Below are 23,997 nucleotides of genomic sequence, written 5' to 3'. Positions count from 1 at the left end.
GTCCGTTCAGGCCCGACCGTGCGCCGCGCCACGCCGCGTGCGCGGGTTCATCGCGCGTCGCGGTCGCCGTCGCGCTCCGCGCCTTCGTGCGCGCCGCGTTCGCCCGAAGTCGGACGTCCGGCCTGGTCCCGGGTCGGCGCGCGATCGCCGCTGCCGGCGAGGTCGCGCCGCTGGGTGTCGTTGACGTTGGCCAGCCCCTGGCCCTTGTTCTTGCCGATGTCGTGCCGTGCGCGGTCGTCGCTCATGGGACCTCCTGCGTCGGGGCCTTCAGTGTCGGCGTGCGCGGGTCGAAGGGGCGTGACCGCTCAGCGTCCGGCGAGCACGCGCCCGGCCGTCGAGAGTCCGCCCGGCGGGATCGCGCGCGCGGTGCCGGCCACGGCGTCGCTCGCGCGGTTGAGCACCACGATGCTGATGCGGCGGTTGACCGGCGCCAGCGGATCGTCGCGGTCGAACGGCACCGATGCGGCCAGCCCCACCACGCGCGCGATCTTGGCTTCGGCCAACCCCCCATCCACCAGCGCCCGCCGCGCGGCGTTGGCGCGCTCGGCCGACAGCTCCCAGTTGCCGTAGCCGTGGGGCGCCTGGAACGGCGCTTCGTCGGTGTGGCCGCTGATCGCCACGCGGTTGCTGCGCGACTGCAGCATCAGCCCGAGCTGACGCAGCGCATCCAGCGTGTACGGCTTGAGCGACACCTCGCCCAGATCGAACATCGGCCGGTTCCTGTCGTCCACGATCTGGATCCGCAGACCCTCGGTGATGATGTCCAGCAGCAACTGGTTCTTGAACTTCGCCAGCGCGGGGCTGGTTTCGATCGCGCGCTCGATGTCGCGCTTGAGCGCTTCCAGCGCGCGCCGCTCGCGACGCTCGAGCTGATCGGCGTCCGGGTCGCGGCTGACCGCGGTGCCGCTGGCGGCGCCCACGCCGCGCGGCACCAGGATCGGATCGGTGGTCGGCAGCATCTTGTCGGCCGCGCCGCCGGGGCCGGCGGTGCTCGCGCTGGGCGTGGCGGAGCGGCCGACCACCGCGCTCGGGTTCTTGAAGTACTCCGAGATCGCCGCCTTCTCCTTCTTGCTGGCCACACCGACCAGCCACAGCACCAGGAAGAACGCCATCATCGCGGTCACGAAGTCGGCGTAGGCGACCTTCCACGCGCCGCCGTGATGGCCGGCGGCCACCTTGCGCACGCGCTTGACGATGACCGGCGCCGCCTTGTCCATCAGCGGTTGCCCCGCAGGTGGGTTTCGAGGTCGGCGAAGGCCGGGCGCACGTCGGAGAACAGCAGCTTGCGCGCGAACTCGACCGCCACCTGCGGCGCGTAGCCGCGCACGCTGCACACCAGTGCCATCTTGATGATCTCGAACGCCTTGCTCTCCTCGTGCGCGCGGGCCGCCAGCGCGGAGGCGAGCGGGCCGACGAAGCCGTAGCCCAGCAGGATGCCGAGGAAGGTGCCGACCAGCGCGGCGGCGACGTGCTGGCCGATCTCGGTGACCTCGCCGCCGATGGAGGCCATCGTGATCACGATGCCCAGCACCGCGGCGACGATGCCGAAGCCGGGCAGCGAGTCGGCCAGCACCTGCAGCGCATGCGCCGGCTCGTGCGCCTCCTTGTGGTGCGTTTCCAGTTCGATCTCCAGCAGCGCCTCCAGCTCGTGCGGCTCCATGCTGCCGCTCACCATCAGCCGCAGGCAGTCGGTGGTGAATTCCATCAGGTGATGGTCCGCCAGCAGCTTCGGATACTTGCCGAACAACGGACTTTCCTGCGGCGCTTCGACGTCGCGCTCCACCGCCATCAGGCCTTCCCGGCGCGCCTTCACCAGCACGTCGTACACCATCGACAGGATGTCCACGTAGTCCTGGCGCTTGTAGCGCGCGCCCTTCAGCAGTTGCGGGATGCCGGCCAGCGCCGCCTTCACCACCTTGGTCGGATTGGCCGCGAGGAAGGCACCGAACGCGGCGCCGCCGATGATGAGCAGCTCGTACGGCTGCCAGAGGGCGGCCAGTTTGCCGTGCGAAAGGACGAACCCTCCGAGGACGCTGAGGATGACGATGACGAAGCCGGCGACGATCAGCATGAAAGGACGCGATGGGGGGACGCTCCGATCCATAACGGCACGTATGGCCGGAAGTTGAACGCGCGCCTGCCGGTTCACGTTCCCTGTTCCGCGCGCGGGCTATGGTGCGCAGGTACATCCGCGGAGGTGAGCCATGCGTTCCGCTGCGTTCCGAGTGTCCTACCTCGTCCTTCTCGCACTGCTGTCGGCCTGCGCGATGGGCCCGCGCGTGCGCACCGACCACGATCCCGACGCCGACTTCGCGCGCTACCGGAGCTGGGCGTTCTACCAGCCGCTGGCAATGGAACAGTCGGGCTATACCAGCTATCTGACCGAGCAGATCCGCCGCAGCGTGCGGCGCGAGATGGAGGCGCGCGGCTACGTCTACGACGAGGCCGCGCCCGATCTGCGCGTGAACTTCCAGGGCGTGGTGCGCGAGCGCACCGACGTCTACAGCGTGCCGCGGATGGACGTGGGCTACTTCTACAGCTACCGGCATCGCGCCTATTTCGGCGTGCCGTTCTGGTACGACGAGGCGCAGGTGCGGCAGTACACCGAAGGCACGCTCACCGTCGATCTGGTGGATGCGCGCCGCAACCATCTGGTGTGGACCGGTGCGGCGATCGGCCGCGTGACCCAGCGCACGCCGCAGGAGCGCGCCGCGGCGGCGGACCGCGCGATCGCCGCGGTCTTCGCCCGCTATCCCTACCGGGCGGGCAGCGCGCAGGCGGCGCCCGCGCGCTGAGCGGCGACGGGCGGCGCGGCTGAAGCGTACCGTCGCGCGGTCGGGACCGCGCGTGTGAGGTCGCGCCGGGATTGCTAGCATGGGCGCGCCGCGATCGTCCGCACCGACCGGCACGCCGTCCGCTTCGAGGCCTCGATGACCGCCACGCCTCCGCTCGACATCACCCAGCTCCGCCGCGGTTGCGGTCACTGCTCGCTCCACCAGCTGTGCCTGCCGGGCGGCATCGACGGCCACGAACTGGAGCAGCTCGATTCGATCGTGCGCCGCAAGCGGCCGGTGGAGCGCGGCGGCCGCCTGTTCCGCGCCGGCGATCCGCTGGAGGCGGTCTACGTCGCGCGCGACGGCGCGTTCAAGTCGGTGAGCACCACCGAGGAGGGCGAGGAGCAGATCCTCGGCTTCCACCTGCCGGGCGAGCTGATCGGTCTGGACGCGCTCGGCGCGGAGCGCCATCGCTGCGAGGCGGTCGCGCTGACCACGGCCAACGTCTGCGAGGTGCCGTTCGACCAACTCTCGGACGTGGCCGCGCGCGTGCCCGGCCTGCAGCAGCAGCTCATGCGCGTGATCGGCCAGAGCGTGGGGCGCGACCACGACCACCTCGGCATGCTGGTGCGGCGCGATGCGGACGGCCGCGTGGCGCTGTTCCTGCACAGCCTCGGCGAGCGCTACGCGCACATCGGCCAGCCGCGCGACGTGTTCAAGCTGCCGATGAGCCGCGAGGACATCGCCAATTACCTGGGTCTTGCGATCGAGACCGTGAGCCGCACCTTCGGCCGCCTGCAGGAGCAGGGGATCATCGAGGTGACGGGGCGGCGCGTCGCCGTGGTCGACCGCGCGCGCCTGGACCGGCTGGCGCATCAGCGCGAGGCGCCCGAGCCCGCGGCCCGCAGCCGGCGCGCCTGATCGCGCTTCACCGTGCCTTTCCGCGCGCGGCGCTTACATGATCCGGTCGCGGCGAAGCCGCTCACCGGAGAACGCGCATGGAAGACCGCGAGAGCCAGTTGCGCAAGCTCGGCGAACTGCTGGGCGACATCCGCGTCGGCATGCTCACCACGGTGGCCGAGGACGGCCGCCTGGCCAGCCGTCCGCTGGCGATGCACCACCAAGACTTCGACGGCCGGCTGTGGTTTTTGACCCACGCCGACAGCCCCAAGCTGCACGACATCGAGCGCAACCCGCGCGTCAACGTGTCCTGCAGCTCGCACCTGCGCAACGTGTTCGTCTCGATCAGCGGCCAGGCGCGGCTGGTGGACGACCGCGCGCGCCTGGAGCGCATCTGGAATCCGGCGATGAAGGCGTTCTTTCCCGAGGGCAAGGACGACCCGCGCCTGCGTCTGCTGTGCGTGGAAGTGGAAACCGCCGAGTACTGGGACGGCCCGGGCAGTTGGATCGGCAAGGCCCTGTACCTCATCGGTGCGCGCGTCACCCACGACCCGCACTTCATGAACCGCAACGAGCTGATCGATCTGCAGCAGGGCCAGACGCGGCCACCGCCTTCGCATTCGCAGCCGGGCCTGTGACCGGTCTCGCCGCCTCAGACGCGGCGCGCGCATCATCGCCGCATGCGCCGCGCGCCGTCCCTGCTGCAGACCGCCCTGTTCGCGCCGGCGCCGCGCGTGCTGGCCGAGGATGCCGAGGGCGGGGTGGTGTACCGGCCCGCCGTGGTCGACGAAGTCACGCAGCGGCGGTGGTTCCAGACGCTGCGCGAGGCCGTGCGCTGGCAGGCCCAGCGCCGGCCGATGTACGACCGCGTGGTGGACGTGCCGCGGCTGACCGCGAGCTTCTGGCTCGACGATCCGAAGTTGCCGGACGCGCTGGCCGAAGCGGCGACGGCGGTGCGGGCGGCGGTCGGCGCGCCGTTCAACGCGGTCGGGCTCAACTTCTACCGCGACGGCCGCGACAGCGTGGCGCCGCATCGCGACAAGCTGCACATGCTGGTGCCCGGGCAGCCGATCGCGGTGCTGTCGCTGGGATCGCCGCGCCGCATGACGCTGCGCAGGATGGAGCGCGGCGCGCGGGTGGATTTCGTCGATCTCGAACCCGGCAGCCTGTTCGTGATGAGCCATGCTTCGCAGTTCGTCTACGAGCACGGCATTCCCAAGACCGACGAGCCGGTCGGCCCGCGCATCAGCTGCGCGTTCCGCGTGCGGCCCCGGGGCGAGCACTGACGGCGGCTACAATGCCGCATGCCCCTGATCACCCTGCAGAACGTCGACTACGGCGTCGGCGGCCCGCTGCTGCTCGACGACGCGCAGCTCTCCATCGAAGCCGGCGAGCGCATCGCGCTGATCGGCCGCAACGGCGCCGGCAAATCCACCCTGCTCAAGCTGATCGCGGGCGAGCTGCAGCCCGACGACGGCGAAGTGCGTCGCGAGGGCGGCGTGCGCGTGGCGCGGCTGGAGCAGGAAGTGCCGCAGCAGGCGCACGGGCAGGTGTTCGACGTGGTGGCGGGCGGCCTCGGCGAACTCGGCGCGTGGCTGGCCGAGCACCATCGGCTCAGCCACGCACAGCCGCTCGACGAAGCCGCGCTCGCCGCAGTGCATGCGCGGATCGACCAGGCGAACGGCTGGGACGCGCAGCGCTGGGTCGAGGAAACGCTGACGCGGCTGGAGCTCGACGGCGAAGCCGCGTTCGCCGGCCTGTCCGGCGGCATGAAGCGGCGCGTGCTGCTGGCGCGCGCGCTGGTGTCGCGGCCCGACGTCCTGCTGCTGGACGAGCCGACCAACCACCTCGACGTCCCGTCGATCGAGTGGCTGGAAGGGTTCCTGAAGCGCTGGGCCGCGCCGGGCGGTGCGACCGCGCTGGTGTTCGTCACCCACGACCGCCGCTTCCTGCGTGCGCTCGCGACCCGCATCGTCGAGATCGACCGTGGCGCGCTCAGCTCGTGGCCGGGCGACTGGGACAACTACCTGCGCCGGCGCGAGGAGCGCCTGCATGCCGAGGCGCAGGAGAACGCGCGCTTCGACAGGCTGCTCGCGCAGGAAGAGGTGTGGATCCGCCAGGGCATCAAGGCGCGCCGCACCCGCGACGAGGGCCGGGTGCGGCGGCTGAAGGCGATGCGCGCCGAACGCGCCGCGCGCCGCGAGCAGGTCGGCAACGTGCGGATGGCGTTCGCGGATGCGGAGCAGAGCGGGCGCAAGGTGATTGAAGCGCGCGCGGTGGGCTTCGCGTACCCGGGGCAGCCGCAGGTCGTGCGCGACTTCTCCACCGTCGTCATGCGCGGCGACCGCGTCGGCCTGATCGGCGCCAACGGCAGCGGCAAGACCACGCTGCTGCGCCTGCTGCTCGGCGAGCTCGCGCCCACCTCCGGCGAAGTGCGCCGCGGCACGCAACTGCAGATCGCCTATTTCGACCAGCTCCGCGCCACCCTGCGCGAGGACTGGAACGCGCTGGAGAACGTTGCCGAGGGCCGCGATTTCGTCGAGGTCGGCGGCAGGCAGAAGCATGCGATCGGTTACCTGCAGGACTTCCTGTTCACGCCGGAGCGCGCGCGGGCGCCGATCACCCGGCTGTCCGGCGGCGAACGCAACCGCCTGCTGCTGGCCAAGCTGTTCGCGCAGCCGTCCAACCTGCTGGTGATGGACGAGCCGACCAACGATCTCGACGTCGAGACGCTCGAACTGCTGGAGGACCTGCTGGCCGACTACCCGGGCACGCTGCTGCTGGTCAGCCACGACCGCGACTTCCTCGACCGCGTGGTGACCTCGACGCTGGTGATGGAGGGCGAGGGGCGCGTCGGCGAGTACGTCGGCGGCTACAGCGACTGGCTGCGGCAGGCCGCGCCCGCCGCATACGGCGCGTCGTCCGCCGCACGCGAGTCCGCGCCTCGCGAGCCGGCGCCGAAACCGGCCGCGAGCCCGCGCCGCAAACTCAGCTACAAGGACGCGCGCGAACTGGAACGACTGCCGGCGCGGATCGAGGCGCTGGAAGCGGAGGTGGCGGCGCTGACCGAACAGATGAGCGATCCCGACTTCTACCAGCGCGGCGGCGACGCGGTGCAGGCGCACGGCGCGCAACTCGCGCGCGCGCAGGCCGAGCTGGAAGCGGCCTACGCGCGCTGGATGGAGCTGGAGTCGCAGGGCTCGTAACGCCGACGGCGCCGTAGCCTTCCGGCGGCCACGATCGCCGCGAACCCGCTACGCTTGCGCGACCTCGCCGCTGGAGCCCCGTCATGGCCCGTCGATCTCTGCGTCCGCTCGCCGTTTCGCTCCTGCTCGCCACCGCCAGCGCGGGCGCCGAAGTCAAGGATTCGGGCGCCAGCGGCTTCACGGTCGAAAACGTGCGGACCGTGGTGGTGGATGCCGACACCGCCTGGCGCGCGCTGGTCGAGGACGTCGACCGCTGGTGGCCGAAGGATCACAGTTGGTGGGGCACCGCGTCCACGCTCAACATCGAGCCGCGCGCCGGCGGCTGCTTCTGCGAGATCGCGCGCGACGGCGCGCGGCAGGCGCAGCACCTGCAGGTCACGCACGTCGAACCGGGCAGGATGCTGCGGATGGTCGGCGGTCTCGGTCCGCTGCAGGGGATGGGGCTGCACGGCGCGCTGGAGTTCCAGCTCGCGCCCGCCGACGGCGGCACCAGGATCACGATGCGCTACCGCGCCGGCGGCTATTCGCCGGACGATCTGTCGAAGCTGGCGCCGGTGGTCGATCGCGTGCAGGCGCAGCAGCTCGCGGGGCTGGTCGAGCACCTGCGGCAACGCGCGCGCTGAGCATGCAGGGCGATCTGCTCGGCGGCGCCGGCGAAATCCATCGCCTGTTCCTCGCGTTGTGGCCCGATGCGCCGGTGCGCCGCGCGGTCCGCGCCGCGGTCGAACGCCTGCAGCGGGAACACGCGCCCGGCGGACGCGCGGTCAACCCCGCGCGCTACCACGTCACGCTGCAGTACTTCGGCGATTTCGACCGCCGGCCGGACGCGCTGCTGGCCGACGTGCGCCGCGCGCTGGCGGCGCTCGGGATGCCGCGCTTCGTGCTGCCGCTGGAGCGCGCGGGACGTTTCGGCACCGTCGGCTGGCTCGGCCCCGAGCGCACGCCGGAACCGCTCGACGCGCTGTGGCGCGCGCTCGACGCCGCCCTGCGCGGCGCAGGCGTACGCACGCGCGGACACGCCCGTTTCGTGCCGCATCTGACCGTTCTGCGCGACATGCGCCGCCCGCTGCCGCCGGTCGCGCTGGCGCCGATCGAGTGGCCGGTGGACCGCGTCGTGCTGATCGATAGCCGTCACGGCGGCGGAGGCCCGGCATACGATCTGCTGGAGAGCTGGCCGCTGCGATGACCGCGATGACCCCGTCCGATCCACGCATCGACGCCTACATCGAGCAGGCGGCGGCGTTCGCGCAGCCGATCCTGCGCCATCTGCGCGCGGTGGTGCACGAGGCCTGTCCGGACGTCGAGGAGGCGATCAAATGGGGCGCGCCGGCCTTCCTTTTTCGCGGCAAGCTGATGTGCTCGATGGCGGCGTTCAAACGGCACGCCGCATTCGGTTTCTGGAACCGCGACGTTGCCGGTTCCCGGGCTTCGGACGATGCGATGGGACAGTTCGGCCGGCTCACGCGGGTCGGCGATCTGCCCACCAAGCGTGAGCTCGCACGCCGGATACGCGAAGCGATGGCGGCGATCGAGCAGGGCGCGCCGCGCGCGCGGACGCCGCGCCCGCGAACGCCGCTTCCGGTGCCGGACGACTTCGCCGCGGCGCTCGACGCCAACCCGGCTGCAAGGACCGCGTTCGAGACGTTCGCGCCGAGCCACCGGCGCGAATACCTGGAATGGATCCTTGAAGCGAAGCGGGCGGACACCCGCGCGAGGCGGATTGCGCAGGCGATCGGCCAGCTCGCGCAGGGCAAGTCGCGCCACTGGAAATACGAACGTCGCTGAGCCGGCGCCCGGGCCGGCAGAGCGTCAGGCCATCGCCGCCAGCGCGTCGCGCACCGCCGCCAGCGCGTCGCGCACCGCCGCCAGCGCGATCCCGGCGTCGTGGGCGTCCGTCATCCAGTTCGATACCGCGATACGCACGCCCGGCCGGTCGAACAGCACCGTGGGGCTCATGAAGGCGCGGCCGTCGGCGGTGATGCGGTCGAGGAATTCGTCGCGGCGCGCGATGTCGCCGTCGCGCAGCGCGAAGCAGACGATGTTCAGGCGTACCTCGTCGAGCAGCTCGACGCCCGGCATCGCCTTCAGGCCTTCGCCGATCCGGCCGGCGATCGCGCAGTTGCGCACCACCCAGTCGGCGATGCCGGCGCGCCCGTAGGCGGCGAGCGTGAGCCACGCCGGCAGCGCGCGGAAGCGGCGCGAGTTCTCCGGCACATGGTGCAGCGGATCGGGCGAATCGCCGAGGTAGGCCGAGGCGGCGCGGAACACCTGCCGCTGCAACGCCGGATGGCGGGTGTAGATCAGCGCGCTGTCGTAGGGCACGTTGAGCCACTTGTGCAGGTCGGCCGTCACCGAGTCGGCGCGGTCGATGCCGGCGAGCAGGTGCTGGCGCGCCGGATCGAGCGCGGCGAACAGGCCGAACGCGCCGTCGACGTGCAGCCAGGCGTCGTGCGCGCGGCACAGGTCGGCGAGCGCGGCGATGTCGTCGAAGTCGCCGGTGTTCACTTCGCCGGCGCTCGCCAGCACGATCTTCGGGCGGCCGTCGCGCTGCGCCAGCCGGCGCGCCATCGCGTCGGGGTCGACCGCGGTGCGGCCGGGCAGGCAGGGCACCTTCTCGATGCTGCCGCGACCGATGCCGAGCACCGACAGCGCCTTGCCGAGGCTGGAATGCGGCGCGCCGCCCAGGACCGCGATCGGCGGCGCGCCGGCCAGGCCGTCCTCGGCGACGTCGCGGCCGAGCTTCTGGTAGGCCCACTGGCGCGCGGTGGCCATCGCCACCGTGTTCGACTGGGTGGCGCCGGACACGAAGTAGCCGCGCATGTCCGGCGCGAGGCCGAACATCCGCGCGAACGCGGCCACCGTCTGCTGTTCGACGTCCGCGGCGATCGAGCCGACCTCGTTGGAGACGTTCTGGTCGTATGCGCTGGCGAGCCAGTCGCCGGCGAGCCCGGCCGGGTTGGCGCCGCCGGTGACGAAGCCGAAGTAGCGCGGGCCGGGCGAGGCGGACAGGTGCGGTTCGATGGTCTCGAGGAACTGCGCGAGCGCGGCGTCGATGCCGATGCCCTCGGGCAGCGAGGGCGCGCGCGCCGGCGCGGCGATCGCGGCGGGGCGCTCGCGCAGCGACGTCAGATAGGCAAGCGCGATCGCCCGCGCGCGTTCGAGCAGCGGCGCGTAGTCGTCGGCATGCGGAAGCGGCGGGTGGGGCATCGCGGGAATCCCGGTGTCGTGGGCGGGGGCCGCGCGATGGCGCGCGGGACGGGAGCGGGCGGCGGGCCTATCCATCGGCGACCTCGATCACGAGCTTGCCGTGGGCCTGTCCGGCCTCGAGACGCGCGTGCGCCGCGGCCACGTCCTGCAGGCGGTAGCGGTGGGCGTCGACGACCGGACGCAGCTCACCGGCGTCGACCGCGCGCGCGATCTCGCGCAGGATTTCGCCGTGCCGTTCGCGGCCGATGCCGTGGATCATCGGCACCAGCATGAACACCGCATGCAGGCTGAGGCCCTTGACGTGCATCGGCGCGAGATCGACGGTGTGGCGCGTCACCAGCGTCACCACCTGCCCTTGCGGGCGCACGGCGGCGAACGCGGCGGCGAAGTTGTCCAGGCCGCTGGCGTCGAACACCAGATCGAAGCCGCGCCCGCCGGTGACGCGGGCGCTGGCCTGCTCGAGGGTTTCCTCGCCGCGCAGCGAGACGTCCTGCGCGCCGAGCCTGCGCGCCAGGGCGGCGCGCTCCGTGCTCGATACCACCGCGGTGACGTGCGCGCCGTGGCGGGCCGCGAGCTGCACCGCGACGTGACCGACGCCGCCGACCGCGGCGGCCACCAGCACGTGGTCGTCCTGCTGCAGGCGGGCGCGGTCGAGGAGGCCTTCGTAGGCGGTGATCGACACCAGCGGCAGCGCCGCCGCCTCGCGCAGCGGCAGCGCCTTCGGGGCCGGCGCGATCAGCCGCACATCCGCGGTCATGAACTCGGCGAGCGCGCCCTGCAGCGCACCGAGACCGCCGGCGCAGCCGAACACGCGATCGCCGACGCGGTAGTCGCGCACGCCCTCGCCGATGGCGGCCACGATGCCGGCCACGTCCATGCCGAGCACGCCCGAGACCGGCGCCAGCGCGCCGCCGTGGCGGCGGATCTTGGTGTCGGCGGGATTGACGCTGGTGGCGACGACGCGGATCAGCACTTCGCCCGCGCCGGGCGCCGGTACCGGCAGCTCGACGGGCTGGAACACCTCGTGCGGATCGCCGAACCCGGCGATGCGCATGGCGCGCATGGTCGTCGGCAGAGGGGAACTCAGGGCCACAGCGACACCTCCTCGCGTTCGAGCACGCGGCGCACCGCGGGCCGGTCCAGCATGCGCTCGGCATGCGCGGTCCAGGCCGGGCAGGCGGCGCGCATGTCCAGGCCGATCAGGCCGCCCCAGCGGTAGAACGGCAGCAGGTTCGCATCGACCACGCCGAAGCGGTCGCCGACCGCGAACGCGCGGTTCTCCAGGCGGGCGTCGATCTCCGCGTGATGGCGTTCGATCAGCGTGCGTCCCTGGGCCTGCAGCGGCGCCAGCACCGCCGGCGGCGCGCCTTCGCCGACGAAGCGCGCGGTGCGCCATAGCTGCGCATAGGCGACGTGCAGGCTGCTGGACAGCCAGGCCATCCATTCCAGCGCCTGGCCGAACTCGACGCTGTCGGTCGCCGGCAGCAGCTCCGCCCCGGGGTGGTTGAACGCGATCCAGGTCAGCACGGCCGGGTTCTCGGTCAGCACCCGCTCGCCGATCCTCAGCGCCGGCACGCGCCCGCGCGGATTGATCGCCAGGTACTCCGGGCGCAGGTGGGCGCCTTCGCGGATCGGCACGCGCACCGCCTCGAACTCGGCGCCGGCTTCCTCGAGGCAGACATGGGGCGCCATCGAGCAGGCACCGGGCGAATGGAACAGGGTCAGGGACATGGCGGAGGCAGCGGGGACAGGCGGTGGTCAGCCTAGATCGCCCCCGCCCTGAGCGCGGCGAATTGCGATACTCGCTGCCATGAGCGCATCTCATGGAAGCGGGCCCCGCCGTCCCCCGCCGCTGCAGGCGCTGCGCGCGCTGGAGGCGGCCGTGCGGCACGAGTCCTACACGCTGGCGGCCGAGGAGCTGGCGCTGACCCAGAGCGCGGTCTCGCACCAGTTGCGCGAGCTCGAAGCCCTGCTCGGCGAAACCCTGTTCCGCCGCGTTGGCCGGCGCATGGTGCCGACCGCCCAAGCGCGGGCGATGGCCACGCGCATCCGCGAGGGGCTGCACATGCTCGAAAGCGCGGTCGAGCGCGCGCCGCAGCGCCGCAGTCCCGGCACGCTGCACCTGAGCCTGCTGCCGTCGTTCGCGTTCAAGTGGCTGGTGCCGCGGCTCGGGCAGTTCCATGCGCGCTATCCCGAGATCGCGCTGGACATCCGCGCCACGCTGGAGCTGGCCGACTTCCGTCACGACGGCGTCGACGTCGCGGTGCGCTACGGCAAAGGGCACTGGGACGGCGCCGAGAGCGCGCTGCTCGCGCGCGAGACGCTGTTCGCGGTCGCCAGCCCGCGCCTCCATCAGGGCCGGCTGCCGCGCAACCTGCGCGAGCTGCGCCCCGACGATCTGATCGGCAATCCGTTCGAACCGTGGACGCCGTGGCTGCGGGCCGCCGGGCTCGACTGGCCCGAGCCGCACCCGCGACTGGTGATCGGCGATGCCGCGCTGCTGCTGGAAGCCGCGGTGAGCGGGCAGGGCATCGCGCTCACCCGCGAACTGCTGGCGCGCGACGACCTCGCCGCCGGCCGGCTGGTGCGGCTGTTCGACGTCGCCGTGCAAGACGGGCGCGCGTACTGGCTGGTGTGGCCGAAGGGCTCGCGCAAGCTGCCGATGATCGCCGCGCTGCGGCAGTGGCTTCAGAACGAACTGCAGCGCGCGTAAGGCAGCCGCGTTCGCGGGCGAAGGCTCAGACCTCGGCGACGCGCGGCACCGGAATGTCCATCGCGTACCGCGCCAGCCACTGGCGGAAGTCCATCAGCGGAGGATGCAGTTCGCGCGTGGTCTCGATCGGGCGCGCGGCGCACAGTGCGTCGCTGAAGTCGTGGTAGTAGTGGAACATGTTGGCCAGATCGGCGGCGCCCGGAAAACCCAGCGCCGCGTAGTCGGCGAATGGCATCGACAGATGCCGCACCGGCTCGCCCAGCGCCTGCGAGAGCGCCGTCGCCATCTCCGCGCCGGTGAGGTGTCCGCCGGCGATGCCGACCGTGCGGCCGGCGAACTTCTCGGTGCGCCTGAAGATGCCGAGCGCGCAGGGCCCGATGTCGGCGGCGGCGATGCCCGCCATGCGGCGCTCGCCGGTCGGCAGCAAGAGCTCCAGCACGCCGTCGGCGCCCCGCCGCGGGCCCATGCCGAAGTGGATCAGGTTGTCCCAGTAGAACGAGGTCCGCAGACAGGTCACCGGCAGACCCCAGAAGAGCGCGTCCGCCTCGCCCTTGGCGTCGAAGTGCGGAACCTTGTAGCGGCCGAGCAGGGTCGGCATGCGGGCGTCCGACAGCGGCACGCGCTGGCGTGTGTCCTCCAGCGTGGACCACACCACGTGCCGCACCTCGGATTGCCGCAGCGCGGCGGCGACGTTGGCCGCCTGCTGCAGTTCGCGTTCGGGCGAGAAGTGCTCCCAGAAGTTGGTGACCGCGAACACGCCCCAGGCGCCGGCGAACGCCGGCGGCAGGCTCGACGGATCGTCGAGGTCGGCGCGCACCACCTCGGCGCCGAGCGCGGCCAGCGCGAGCGCGGCGGGCGAGCCCGGATCGCGCGTGAGCGCGCGCACCGCGAAGGTCCGCCACGGGTCGGCGAGGATCGCCCGGGCGAGGCCGCCGCCCTGGGCGCCGGTGGCGCCGAGGATGGCGATGAGGGGGCGGTCGGTCATGGCGCGGGCTCCTGGGGGCGGTCGGGTCACGGCGCGGGCGCGGGCGCGGACGCCGGCGGCTGCGGCTCGGGCACGGCGTTGCGGATCGGCGGGATGGTGCGCAGGTAGGTGTAGATCGCCTCCAGGTCCTGGTCCGTCATGTGCCGGTACATCTGGATCGGCATCGGCGGCAGGATCGGCCGGCCGCGTCCGAGATGACGGCCGCTGCGGATGGTGTCGATGAAGTTGCGCACGGTCCATTTGCCCAGGCCCGTGTCCGGGTCGGGCGTGAGATTGGCGGTGTAGCTCACGCCCCAGGGTCCGGCCCAGGCGGTGTTGGTGGCGGACAGCGAGCCGACCCACGGACCGGCCGGAAGCGCGGGCGGCGGCGGCATCGTCATCGATTCGGGATGGCCGGACAGCATCCGGCTCATGTCCGGCTCGGGGCCGTTCGGCCCCAGCCTCCACGGCGTGTGGCAATCGTTGCAGCCGGCGATGGTGACCAGATAGCGGCCGCGCTCGACCTTGGCCGCATCGGCGTCGGCCGCCGCGCGGGCGGGCTCGGCCGGCTTGGCCGGTTCGGCCGGCGCCGCGATCACGGCGACGGCGAAGGTGGCGATGGCGAGCGTGAGCGACAGCCGCGACGAGGGGCTGGCGAAGCGCGGTTTCATGGCGTGAGGCTCTCGTTTCGTGGGAGATCGTGGGCGATCCAGCGCTCGATCAGCGCCAGACCTTCGGCATCGGTCAGCGTGCTGCCCAGCGGCGGCATCTGCGTGCGCGGATCGCGCGAACGCATGCGCAGCGCCAGCACGCTGGCGTCGGGATGGCCGGGTTGCACCACCCGGGCGGCGTCGGTTCCGTGCGGGCGGAACCGGCTGGGGGCACGCACCAGCGAGTCCAGCACCTGGCGCGCGCTGGCGGGATCGACGACCGACTGCGCCAGTCGGACGTCGACCGGCACCCCGGCGCCGGCCGCGTCCGGGCGGCTGTGGCACTGGCCGCAGTTGCCGTGCAGGTAGCCGAGCGCGGCGCGCTCGACCGGCGAGCGGGCGGCGATGCGCGGCGGCGATTCGAGCAGCGACGGCGGCAGGTTGCGGACCACGCCGCGCGCGACCAGCGCCCGCAGATCGGCCTCCGGCACGGCGGGGCCGGCGTGCGGCGCCAGCGGATCGCGGTCGGGGGACAACTGCAGCGCGGAAAATCCCAGCACCGGCACCGGCGCGCCCTCGTGGCAGGCGCGGCAGTCGGTTTCGCTCGGGATGGGATAGGGCGCGTCGCGGCCGGCCACCGTCAGCGCCGCCGCGCCCGTGGCCGGCGCCAGCCGCGCGTCGCGGCCGTCGGCGTCCCAGACGTAGGTGGCGTACCGCCAACTGCCGTCCGCGAGGCGCTCGATCAGGCGCGTTTCCAGCCGGCGGCCGCCGAGCGCGAACTGCTTCCACAGCCGGGTGCCGGGCGGAAACACCCAGGCGTCCGGGTCGGAGGCGTCGACGAAGGCGCCGGGCGGAAGCCGGAGCCACCGACGCTTTTCGGTCGCGTCGGACCACAGCGGGTATTGCGGCGAGAACTCGATGACGTCGGCCTGCACGCGCTCGACCGATCCGGGCACGAACAGGCCCGTCCCGCTCAGCAGTTCGGGCAGGGGCGGCGGATCGGGCGGCGACGCCGCATCCGCCGCGGCGAGGGCGAGCGCAAGCGCGGCGCCGGCCGCCAGGAACGCGAGGGCATGGAGGGCTTTCATCGACGGCCCAGCGTGCGGCACGGAACCGTGACGTGCATCGCCCTTGGCGGGCCATTCGCGCCGGCGCGGCGGGCCATCGGCGCGGGCCATGCCTGGCCCGACCGGGGGCCTCAGCGCGCCGCCGCGGGCAGCTCGGCGGCCATCCGCGCGCGGTACCACTGCGCGGCCTGTCCGCGCGAGGCGACGCCGAGCTTGTCCAGGATGTTGGCGACGTGACGCTTGACCGTATGCGGAGACAGGTCGAGCGCGCGGGCGATCAGCTTGTTGCTGTCGCCCTCGGCCATCCGCGCCAGCACCTCCAGCTCGCGTGCGCTCAGCGGCCCGGGTCCGGCCGTTTCCGCCGGCGGCGCCTGGCGCGCGAAGCGGGCGGCCCAGTTGCACAGCATCGCCCGCTCGCTGCCGTCGAGCTCGTCGGCCCAGGGCTCGGCGGCCAGCCGCGCCAGCACGTGCGGGCCGGCCAGCAGGACGCTGCCGAGCTGGCCGTCGCGGGCGACCGCGGCGAGCACGGGCCGCAGCGCGTCCGCGGCGTCCGCGCGCCGGCCGCAGGCCAGCAGCGCATGCGCGTACCGCAGCCGCGCTTCCTGCGCCAGGCCCAGCACGTCGATCTTCGACTCGTCCGCCAGCGCGGCGGCCCACAGCGCGCAGGCCTCCTCGTGGCGGCCGGCGTACCCGGCCAGACGGGGCGGCAGGGTGGCCAGCGACGGCGCCAGCATGCGGGCGTTGGTGATCGCCGCGGGCGGTGGCATCCGGTCGGCGAACGCGCGCACGCCGGCGCCATCGCCCAGCGTGTCCGCGAGGCGGGCGCCGTACAGCAGGTAGTGCCCCAGCATCGATTCCTGCCCTTCGGCATGCGCGCCCGGCGTGCGGAAGTAGTCGACCAGCACGCCGATGGAGGCGTACGTCTGCGCCGCGTCTCCGCGCACGGCATGGACGGCCGCGCGCGGCGCATGGATGAACATGCGCAGGTTCGCCGGCCAGCCCAGCCAGTGGGCGTCGTCGGCGGCTTGGTCGAGGTGGTCCAGCGCCCGCTCCAGCTCGCCGCGCCAGAACGCCAGCCAGGCGGCCGCGGAATGCGCGATCGCGCGCATCTGCGAGGGCGTGTCGCCGGTCTGGCGCATCACGCCCTCGACGAAGCGGGACAGCGGCGCGCTCATCCCCGGCAGCCAGACGTACAGCGTGCGCTGGAAGCACTGGTGCCACAGGCGCAGCCCTTCGGTCCGCTCGAGCGCATCGAGCACCCGTGCGTAGCGCGGCGCCGCGGCGCGGAACTCGCCGGTGTCCAGCGCCAGCCAGGCGTGCAGCGCCAGCAGCAGCACGCGCGTCTCCGGTTCGACGTCGCACTCCATCAGCGGCAGCAGGCGGTCCTGGCACGGCTCGAGCATGCCGCGGCCGCAGTAGGCCATCGCTTCCAGCGCCTGCGCCCGTTGCCGGCGGCGCTCGTCGCCGGCCGCGGCGAAGCCCGCGCCGGCGCGCTGGAGCTCGGCGGTCATCAGCGGCCAGTTCCAGCGCGCCCAGGCGACCCGCCCGCGGACCAGCGCCAGCACCGGCGAGGCGCGCTGCCGCTCGGGCGGGAACTGCTCGACGAGACGCGCCACGCTGTCGGCGGCGCCGGCGGCCAGCAGGTCTTCGGCGACGCCCTCCAGCAGCTCCTCCGCCTCCTGCCAGGCGAACGCACGCATCAGCAGCGACAGCCGCCGGATCGGGTCGGACTCGGTTTCGGCCGCGCGCCGGAGCAGCGGCGCGAGCATTTCCGGGCGCTCGCGCCGCAGCCGGTCCTCGAGGAAGTCGCGCAGCAGATCGTGCAGGCGCAGCGTCAGCTCCGGCGCGTCCAGCACGGTGACGAACAGCCCCCGGCGCTCGATCTCCTCGAGCAGCCGCTCCGCGCGCGGATTGCCCGCGACGTGCGCGCAGCGGGCGGCGGTGAGCTCGGGCAGCACCGCGCAGTGCAGCAGGAATTCGCGCAGCTCGACCGGCATGTGGTCGAGCACCTCGCTGGCCAGGAAGTCGAACAGGTGCCGGTCCATCAGACGCCCGGCCTGCGGCGGAAGGCTGCCCGCGCGCAGCAGCATGCGCACGCCGGCGGGCCAGCCGGCCGTGCGCGCCATCAACTGCTCGCCGTCGGCGGCGCTGCCGGCTTCGGCGATGAGCTCGCGCACCTCGTCCGGCACGAAGGCCAGATCGGTCTGGCGCAGTTCCGTCAGCTCGTCCTGCGCGCGCAGGCGGGCGAGCGCGAGCGGCGGATCGACCCGGCTGCAGACCACGCAGCCCCACTGCTCGGGCAGCCGTTCCAGCAGCATGTCGATGAAGCCGAACACGCGCGTATCGCGGATGCGGTCGGCGTCGTCGAGCACGATCAGGCCGCGCGCCACCTCGCAGGCGGCCAGCGCGTTCAGCAGCTCGCCGGCGACGCGACGCAGCGCGCCCTCGGCGGGGTCGGCGGCGGCCGCGACCAGCGCATCGGGTTGCTGCCGCCAGGGAAGGTCGAACGGCTCCAGCGCGGCGAACAGACAGGAGATGAAGCGGTGCAGATCGTCGTCGTCGTCGCCGGCGATCCAGGCCACGGCCGTGCCTTGCGGCAGCAGCTCGAGCTGCCGCGCCAGCGCGGCGGTCTTGCCGAACCCGGCGGGCGCGCTCAGCAACGTCAGGCGGCGTCCGGCGAGGGCCTCGCCGAGGCGGCGCTCCAGCCGCGTGCGTGCGATCAGCCCGGCGCGCGCCTTCGGCGGCCGGATCTTGGTCAGGGGAAATACCGGGGTGTCCACGCCGTGCGGCACGAGTCGGGGCTACCAGCGATGCAGCATAGACCCGAAACGTCGCACCGGCGCACCGCGCCGGCGCCGGTGCGCGCACGGCTCAGGGCGCGCGGTCGAGCCGCAGCACCGGGTACAGGTTGTGGCGGTCGTCCCACGACGGATGCCGGCGGTAGAAGAACTCCAGCCGCGCCGCCGGATCCTTCGCGAACGCCTCGTCCTCGCGCAGGCGCCGCTCGAACTCGGCCTTCAGCGCCGGGTTCTCCGCCAGCATCGCGCGGGCGACATCCTCGGCGACGTAATCCTCCATGTACTCCTTGCGCTCGAAGTGGGCGTTGAACCAGCCCCACGCCGCCAGCGAGTCGGGCGCCTGCGGCTCCAGCAGCGCCATCGCCAGCCGCGCCTTCGGCTGGTCGATCGGCACGAACAGCGCGCCGGCGCCGACGGCCATGCGTTCGCTGCGCCACTCGCCCTCGAACTGCGCGCGTTGATGGCCTTCGACCGGCTGCGGCGAGAACTGCACGCTCGCGGCACGGAACGCTTCGACCGGATGGTCCTGAAGCGCGCGGTCGATCCGGCGCCAGGCGATGCCGTGCTGGTCCAGCTTGGCCGCCACCCGCGCGGCGTGCGCCGCCGGGACCAGGTAGCCGGCGCGCGGTGCGGCGACGAGCCGGGCGGGCTGCACGTCGTCGCGCATCGGCACGCGCCAGATCTGCGGCGTGTTCTCGTCGTAGCGCGTCATCGGCGCGCCGGACACGTCCGAGGGCGTGCGCGTGTACGCGTAGCCGCGGAACTCGAGGGTGCGCACGCGTTCGCCGGCGCGGTATTCCAGCGGCACCTGCGTGCCGGCAAGACGCGCGGCGCGCCCGTCGGCGGCGTGCGCGAGCTCGCGCCAGCGTCCGCCCTCGCGCGCGACCTGCTCCAGCACCGCCAGCACCGTGTTGCGGGTGATCCGCACGCGCACCGGGTAGGGCTTCCAGGAATGGGTCTCCACCAGCATCGCCAGCCGGTTGCGCAGCGGGAAATAGCCGGTCGAGAAGCGCGGCGGCGCCACGCCGTCCTCGAAGCCGGAGGCGGGATCGTCGGCGCGCACGAACGAGGGATAGAACGGCAACGGCAGCGAGCCCTGCCGGCGCAGCGCGTCGATCGTCCGCTGCCGCAGCGCGATGCCCGCCTTGCGCAGCGCCTCATCGCCGCTGTAGGCGGGTTCGACCTGGATCGACACGTCGTGTTCGAACTGGGCGCCGTCGGTCGCGTGCAGATCCACCGTCACCAGCGGATCCCACGCGTTCACCAGCGCCAGCATCGCCTGCATCTCCGGCGCGTCGGCCTTGGCGTAGTCGCGGTTGAGGTTGTAGTTCTGCGCGGTGACGCGCCAGCCCATCTCCTCCGGACCGCGCTGGTTGGGGCGGTTCCAGGCCTTGAAGCGTTCGTGGCCGTCGACGTTGAACACCGGCACGAACAGCAGCACCTGGCGCTCGAGCGCGCCGCGCGCGGCGCTGCCCTCCAGCGCTTCGCGCAGCGCGAGGAAGCCGGCGTCCTTGCCGTCGATCTCGCCGGCGTGGATGCCGCCCTGCACCAGCGTCACCGGCAGGCCGCGTTCGCGCGCGGCCTGCGGGGTGAAGGCGCCGGTGCGCGTGACCACCAGCAGCTTCATCGGCCGGCCCTCGGGCGTGGTGCCGAAGGTGTCGCAACGGACGGCGTCCGGATACCGCCGTGCGAACGCCTCGCACAGCGCGATCACCTCCTCGTAGCGGCCGGTGCGCACGAACCCGCTGCGCTCGGCGACGGTGACCAGGGAATCATCGGCAGTCGCCGGCGCGATGCAGGCCAGCAGGACGGAAAGGCAGAGCGCTCGACGCATGGGCAGAAGGTTCACGGTCCGGAAGGGGCCGATGGTAGCCGGCGCGCGGCGCCGGTTCGCCTGCCGCAGGTCCGTCCGGCGCGGGCCGGTGCGTTCCGTCCGCGTGCGATGATCGCCGCCCGTCCTCCGCGGAGTTCGTCGATGTACACGCTCTACTACGCGCCCGGTGCGGCAAGCCTGCTGGTGCACTGGCTGCTGATCGAGTTCGACCAGCCCTGCGAGTTGCGCCGGGTCGACACCCAGGCCGGCGAGCAGAAGCGTCCCGAATACCTGGCGCTCAATCCCAACGGCGTGGTGCCGACGCTGCTGATCGACGGCCGGCCGCATTTCGAAGCGGCGGCGCTGGCGATGACGCTGGCCGACCGCCATCGCATGCCGGACCTCGCGCCCGCGCCCGGGGAGCCCGCGCGCGCCGATTACCACCAGTGGATGTTCCACCTCGCCAACGCGGTGCAGCCGCTGTTCCGCATCTGGTGGTACCCGCACGAGCCGGCCGGCGCCGACCACGCCGGGCGCGTCCGCGAGCACGTCGTCCCGCGCATCGAAGCGGCCTGGGACCGGCTGGACGCGCACCTGGCCGCGCACGGCCCGTTCCTGCTCGGCCCGCGGCTCAGCGCGGCCGATTTCTATCTGACGATGCTGCTGCGTTGGTCGCGCAACATGCCGCGCCCGGGCGACCGCTGGCCGCATCTGGGCGAACTGGCGCGGCGCATGAAGGCGCGCCCGTCGTTCGCCGTCCTCTACGAACGCGAGGGACTGACCGAGTGGGCGTGAGCGCCGCATAGGAAGCCGCCGCCCGCGACAGCGGGCGGAACGCGTGCCTGCTCTCGGCCGACCGCCGGGGCGGGGGCCGCCGGGCGCGGCGGCGCACGCGCCAAACCCGGCCCCGTCCGGTAGGCTTGCCGGTTTCCGCCGTATCGACGCCACTGCGAATGAGCACCGTCACCACGACCGCCCCCGCCGCGGGCCGCATGCCGCGGCAGATCCCGTACATCATCGGCAACGAAGCCTGCGAGCGCTTCAGCTTCTACGGGATGCGCAACATCCTGGTGCCGTTCCTGGTCAGCAGCGTGCTGCTCGGATACCTGCCGGAAGCCGAGCGCGAGGGGATGGCGAAGGACGTCTTCCACAGCTTCGTCATCGGCGTGTACTTCTTCCCGCTGCTGGGCGGCTGGCTGTCGGACCGCTTCTTCGGCAAGTACGACACCATCCTCTGGTTCTCGCTGATCTACTGCGCCGGCCACGCGTGCCTGGCGCTGTTCGAGGACAACCGCGCCGGTTTCTACACCGGCCTGTTCCTGATCGCGCTCGGCTCCGGCGGCATCAAGCCGCTGGTGGTGTCCTTCGTCGGCGACCAGTTCGACAAGACCAACAAGGACAAGGCGAAGGTCGTCTTCGACGCGTTCTACTGGACGATCAACTTCGGCAGCTTCTTCGCCTCGCTGCTGGCGCCGCGGCTGCTGCGCGAGCTGGGGCCGGCGGTCGCCTTCGGCGTGCCGGGCGCGCTGATGTTCCTCGCCACGCTGATCTTCTGGATGGGACGCGGCCGTTACGTGCGCGTGCCGCCGACGCACGGGCGCGATCCGGACACGTTCGGCAACGTCGCGCGCACCGCGCTGACCGCGTCCGCGCCGGGGCGTGGCCGCCCCGGCTGGTGGGTGGCGATGCTGGGCGCGGCGCTGTTCGCGCTCATCCTGCTGGCGTGGACCGCGCAGGCGGTGGTGCGGGCGACGGGCGGCGAGGCGCCCTGGTGGCCGGAATCCTTCGATTTCGTGAAGAGCGCCTGCGTGGCGCTGCTGCTGCTGATCGTGTTCGGCGGGATCGGCATCTGGATGCAGCTCGACCGCGCGCGCGGGCGGCATTCCGACGCCGCGGTGGACAGCGCGCGCGCGGTGCTGCGCATCCTGATCGTGTTCGGATTGATCACGCCGTTCTGGTCGCTGTTCGACCAGAAGGCGTCCACCTGGGTGCTGCAGGGCAACGCCATGCGCGTGCCGCACGAGGCCTGGTGGTGGCCGAGCTGGCTGGTGACCGAGCCGGCGCAGATGCAGGCGCTCAACCCGCTGCTGGTGATGCTGATCATCCCCTTCAACAACCTCGTGCTGTATCCGGTGCTGCGACGGATGGGCTTCGCGGTCACCGCGCTGCAGCGGATGGGGTGGGGCATCGCTTTCGCCGGCCTGGCCTGGGTGGTGGCCGGGCTGATCCAGTTGCAGATCGACAGCGGCGCATCGACCTCGCTGGCCTGGCAGACGCTGCCGTACCTGCTGCTCACCTTCGGCGAGGTGCTGGTGTCGGCGACCGCGCTGGAGTTCGCCTACAGCCAGGCCACGCTGGCGATGAAGGGCGTGATCATGGCGCTGTGGTACCTGTCGGTGACGTTCGGCAATCTGTGGGTGTTGCTGACCAACGCGGCCGTGCGCAACGAGGCGGTGATGCGCCAGATCGCGCAGACCGGGCTCAGCGAGAACGCCTTCCTGATGTTCTTCTTCGCCGCCTTCGCGCTGCTGTGCGCGGCCGCGTTCGCCGCCTACGCGCGGCGCTATCCGATGCAGGACCACTACCGGAGCGCGTGACCGATGCTGACGTTCGCCATCATCGCCGTCACCGTGCTGGTGTCGTGGCTGGCCTTCGAGCGCCCGCGGCTGCTGGACCGCCTGCTGCTGTGGCCGCCGGCGATCGACCGCCAGCGGCAGTGGGACCGGCTGGTCACGCACGGCTTCGTGCATGCCGACTGGATGCACCTGCTGTTCAACATGATCACGCTGTATTTCTTCGGCCGTGTCATCGAGCAGGTGATGTCGCGGCTGATCGGGCCGCTCGGGTTCGTGCTGTTCTACCTGTCGGCGATCGTGGTGGCGATGCTGCCCAGCTACCTCCGCCACCGTCACGATCCGCGCTACCGGAGTCTCGGCGCCTCGGGCGCGGTGTCGGCGGTGCTGTTCGCCTACATCCTGCTGCAACCCTGGACGCTGATCTTCGTGTTCTTCGTGCCGGTCCCGGCGATCCTGTACGCGGTGGCCTACGTGGCGTACTCGTTCTACATGGACCGCCGCGGCGGGGACAACATCAACCACAGCGCGCATCTGTCGGGCGCGATCTACGGCGTGCTGTTCATGCTGACCATGGAGCCGAGGGTGGCCGGGCTGTTCCTGGAGGCGCTGCTCTCGCCGCGGTTCTAGCCGGGCGGCGCGGAGGCCGGCGCGCGTCGATGCCGGCGTGCGCTCACCTGGTATAGATACCCCCGGTGGTATCGAGGACGGCGTCGCGGCGAACCGCCGCGATGCGAGGCGCATCGCGCTCGCATCCGTCTCGATGGGAGAACCGAGTCCATGGCCACCACGCGTGCGCGCAAGACCGCCGGCCGCGCCGGCAAGACCGCCGCCAAGTCGGCAAGCAAATCCGCCAGCACGACGGCGCGGAAGCGTGCCGGCACCGCCTCGACCGGCGCCGGCCGCGGCGCCGCCCGGAAGTCCGCCGGCACCGCCCGCGGCGGCGCGGCGGCGAAGAAGACCGCCACCCGTTCGACCGCCGCGCGCAAATCGACCGCTGCCCGCAGCGCGGCCAAGAAGACCAGCGCGACCCGCGGCGCCGGCACCGCGCGCAAGGCCGCCAGGAAGGCCGCGCCGGCCCGCAAGAGCGCAGCCGCGAAGACGGCGACGAAGAAGACCGCGGTGAAGAAGAGCGCGGTGAAGAAGAGCGCCGTGAAGAAGACGGCCGCGAAGAAGGCCGCGACCCGCACGGCCGCGCCGCCGCGCACGCCCGCCCAGAAGATGGCGGACCGCAACGGCGCGCTGCGCCGCCTGCGTGCCCGCGAAGCGGGCGAGGCCGGGACGGCAGCCGGCACCGCCGCGCGCGGTCGCGGCGCCACCGCGGGCGCCGCG

The 23,997-nt window shown here is 72.7% G+C and carries 24 protein-coding genes; 13 read left to right on the top strand and 11 right to left on the bottom strand.

All coding sequences use genetic code 11. From position 1 onward, the window contains the following. Window positions 1-47: 47 nt before the first annotated feature. Genes FQY64_RS08520 through motA form a run of 3 tightly spaced genes read right to left on the bottom strand, consistent with a single transcriptional unit; the run spans window position 48 to window position 2,071 of the window. Window positions 48-245 carry a hypothetical protein gene (locus FQY64_RS08520; RefSeq protein ID WP_146473842.1) on the bottom strand — a complete coding sequence of 66 codons (198 nt, stop codon included), beginning with the start codon at window positions 243-245 and terminating at the stop codon, window positions 48-50. Between the two features lie 60 nt (window positions 246-305). Continuing rightward, window positions 306-1,217: a flagellar motor protein MotB gene (gene motB / locus FQY64_RS08515; protein ID WP_146473841.1), complete on the bottom strand. Its 912-nt coding sequence runs from the start codon at window positions 1,215-1,217 to the stop codon at window positions 306-308. Next, window positions 1,217-2,071, bottom strand: coding sequence for a flagellar motor stator protein MotA (gene motA, locus FQY64_RS08510; RefSeq protein WP_146473840.1), 855 nt, complete (start codon window positions 2,069-2,071; stop codon window positions 1,217-1,219). The genes motB and motA overlap by 1 nt, the downstream gene beginning before the upstream one ends. Window positions 2,072-2,204: 133 nt before the next feature. Here motA and FQY64_RS08505 point away from each other — a divergent pair, with 133 nt between their 5' ends. The 8 genes from FQY64_RS08505 to FQY64_RS08470 all read left to right on the top strand — a co-directional run bounded on the left by FQY64_RS08505 (window position 2,205) and on the right by FQY64_RS08470 (window position 8,665). Then, on the top strand, window positions 2,205-2,795 hold the full coding sequence (locus FQY64_RS08505) for a DUF4136 domain-containing protein (RefSeq protein WP_146473839.1): 591 nt from the start codon (window positions 2,205-2,207) through the stop codon (window positions 2,793-2,795). Between the two features lie 135 nt (window positions 2,796-2,930). Then, window positions 2,931-3,695 carry a fumarate/nitrate reduction transcriptional regulator Fnr gene (gene fnr, locus FQY64_RS08500; protein WP_146473838.1) on the top strand — a complete coding sequence of 255 codons (765 nt, stop codon included), beginning with the start codon at window positions 2,931-2,933 and terminating at the stop codon, window positions 3,693-3,695. A 77-nt stretch (window positions 3,696-3,772) separates the two neighbouring features. Beyond that, entirely contained in the window at window positions 3,773-4,312 is a 540-nt protein-coding gene (locus FQY64_RS08495) for a pyridoxamine 5'-phosphate oxidase family protein (RefSeq protein ID WP_146473837.1), read from the top strand. A 42-nt stretch (window positions 4,313-4,354) separates the two neighbouring features. Continuing rightward, entirely contained in the window at window positions 4,355-4,960 is a 606-nt protein-coding gene (locus FQY64_RS08490; protein ID WP_146473836.1) for an alpha-ketoglutarate-dependent dioxygenase AlkB, read from the top strand. 18 nt (window positions 4,961-4,978) lie between these two features. After that, window positions 4,979-6,880: an ATP-binding cassette domain-containing protein gene (locus FQY64_RS08485; protein WP_146473835.1), complete on the top strand. Its 1,902-nt coding sequence runs from the start codon at window positions 4,979-4,981 to the stop codon at window positions 6,878-6,880. Window positions 6,881-6,963: 83 nt separating this feature from the next. After that, complete coding sequence (locus FQY64_RS08480) at window positions 6,964-7,503, top strand: SRPBCC family protein (protein ID WP_146473834.1); 540 nt, start codon at window positions 6,964-6,966, stop codon at window positions 7,501-7,503. A 2-nt stretch (window positions 7,504-7,505) separates the two neighbouring features. Next, on the top strand, window positions 7,506-8,066 hold the full coding sequence (thpR, locus tag FQY64_RS08475; RefSeq protein WP_146473833.1) for an RNA 2',3'-cyclic phosphodiesterase: 561 nt from the start codon (window positions 7,506-7,508) through the stop codon (window positions 8,064-8,066). A 5-nt stretch (window positions 8,067-8,071) separates the two neighbouring features. Next, the gene (locus FQY64_RS08470) at window positions 8,072-8,665 is read left to right on the top strand and encodes a YdeI/OmpD-associated family protein (RefSeq protein WP_146473832.1); all 594 of its coding nucleotides are present in this window, start codon (window positions 8,072-8,074) and stop codon (window positions 8,663-8,665) included. A gap of 24 nt (window positions 8,666-8,689) precedes the next feature. Here the strand turns inward: FQY64_RS08470 and FQY64_RS08465 are convergent, their stop codons facing one another. The 3 genes from FQY64_RS08465 to FQY64_RS08455 all read right to left on the bottom strand — a co-directional run bounded on the left by FQY64_RS08465 (window position 8,690) and on the right by FQY64_RS08455 (window position 11,818). After that, window positions 8,690-10,087, bottom strand: a complete 1,398-nt coding sequence (locus FQY64_RS08465) for a pyridoxal phosphate-dependent decarboxylase family protein (protein WP_146473831.1) — start codon at window positions 10,085-10,087, stop codon at window positions 8,690-8,692. Window positions 10,088-10,154: 67 nt separating this feature from the next. Then, complete coding sequence (locus tag FQY64_RS08460; protein ID WP_222431771.1) at window positions 10,155-11,180, bottom strand: zinc-dependent alcohol dehydrogenase family protein; 1,026 nt, start codon at window positions 11,178-11,180, stop codon at window positions 10,155-10,157. Continuing rightward, window positions 11,171-11,818 (bottom strand): glutathione S-transferase family protein, encoded by a 648-nt coding sequence (locus tag FQY64_RS08455; RefSeq protein ID WP_146473830.1) that lies wholly within the window; start codon window positions 11,816-11,818, stop codon window positions 11,171-11,173. The genes FQY64_RS08460 and FQY64_RS08455 overlap by 10 nt, the downstream gene beginning before the upstream one ends. Before the next feature lie 79 nt (window positions 11,819-11,897). On the opposite strand from FQY64_RS08455, the gene gcvA reads away from it, so the two are divergent. Continuing rightward, complete coding sequence (gcvA, locus tag FQY64_RS08450; protein WP_146473829.1) at window positions 11,898-12,800, top strand: transcriptional regulator GcvA; 903 nt, start codon at window positions 11,898-11,900, stop codon at window positions 12,798-12,800. A 25-nt stretch (window positions 12,801-12,825) separates the two neighbouring features. Here gcvA and FQY64_RS08445 read toward each other — a convergent pair whose 3' ends face one another. The 5 genes from FQY64_RS08445 to FQY64_RS08425 form a co-directional block, all read right to left on the bottom strand. After that, window positions 12,826-13,785: an NmrA/HSCARG family protein gene (locus FQY64_RS08445; protein WP_146473828.1), complete on the bottom strand. Its 960-nt coding sequence runs from the start codon at window positions 13,783-13,785 to the stop codon at window positions 12,826-12,828. 26 nt (window positions 13,786-13,811) lie between these two features. Continuing rightward, entirely contained in the window at window positions 13,812-14,435 is a 624-nt protein-coding gene (locus FQY64_RS08440; protein ID WP_146473827.1) for a c-type cytochrome, read from the bottom strand. Further along, window positions 14,432-15,502 (bottom strand): hypothetical protein, encoded by a 1,071-nt coding sequence (locus tag FQY64_RS08435; protein WP_146473826.1) that lies wholly within the window; start codon window positions 15,500-15,502, stop codon window positions 14,432-14,434. The genes FQY64_RS08440 and FQY64_RS08435 overlap by 4 nt, the downstream gene beginning before the upstream one ends. Window positions 15,503-15,612: 110 nt before the next feature. Continuing rightward, window positions 15,613-18,261 (bottom strand): winged helix-turn-helix domain-containing protein, encoded by a 2,649-nt coding sequence (locus tag FQY64_RS08430; RefSeq protein ID WP_186760898.1) that lies wholly within the window; start codon window positions 18,259-18,261, stop codon window positions 15,613-15,615. Between the two features lie 91 nt (window positions 18,262-18,352). Further along, window positions 18,353-20,119, bottom strand: coding sequence for a M14 family zinc carboxypeptidase (locus tag FQY64_RS08425; protein WP_386112943.1), 1,767 nt, complete (start codon window positions 20,117-20,119; stop codon window positions 18,353-18,355). A gap of 135 nt (window positions 20,120-20,254) precedes the next feature. Between FQY64_RS08425 and FQY64_RS08420 the strand changes: the two genes are divergently transcribed. The 4 genes from FQY64_RS08420 to FQY64_RS08405 all read left to right on the top strand — a co-directional run. Next, on the top strand, window positions 20,255-20,887 hold the full coding sequence (locus FQY64_RS08420; RefSeq protein WP_146473823.1) for a glutathione S-transferase family protein: 633 nt from the start codon (window positions 20,255-20,257) through the stop codon (window positions 20,885-20,887). A gap of 158 nt (window positions 20,888-21,045) precedes the next feature. Next, entirely contained in the window at window positions 21,046-22,689 is a 1,644-nt protein-coding gene (locus tag FQY64_RS08415) for a POT-type proton-dependent oligopeptide transporter (RefSeq protein WP_146473822.1), read from the top strand. Window positions 22,690-22,692: 3 nt separating this feature from the next. After that, window positions 22,693-23,295, top strand: a complete 603-nt coding sequence (locus tag FQY64_RS08410) for a rhomboid family intramembrane serine protease (RefSeq protein WP_146473821.1) — start codon at window positions 22,693-22,695, stop codon at window positions 23,293-23,295. 150 nt (window positions 23,296-23,445) lie between these two features. After that, window positions 23,446-23,997, top strand: a 552-nt coding sequence (locus tag FQY64_RS08405; RefSeq protein ID WP_146473820.1) for a hypothetical protein, incomplete at its 3' end; no start/stop codon positions are given.

Origin of the sequence: Vulcaniibacterium thermophilum, assembly GCF_007923255.1 — a bacterium.
Classification (GTDB): domain Bacteria; phylum Pseudomonadota; class Gammaproteobacteria; order Xanthomonadales; family Xanthomonadaceae; genus Lysobacter_F; species Lysobacter_F thermophilum.
Note: the sequence above shows the minus strand (reverse complement) of the source record. Positions and strands in the feature narration are given on the sequence as shown.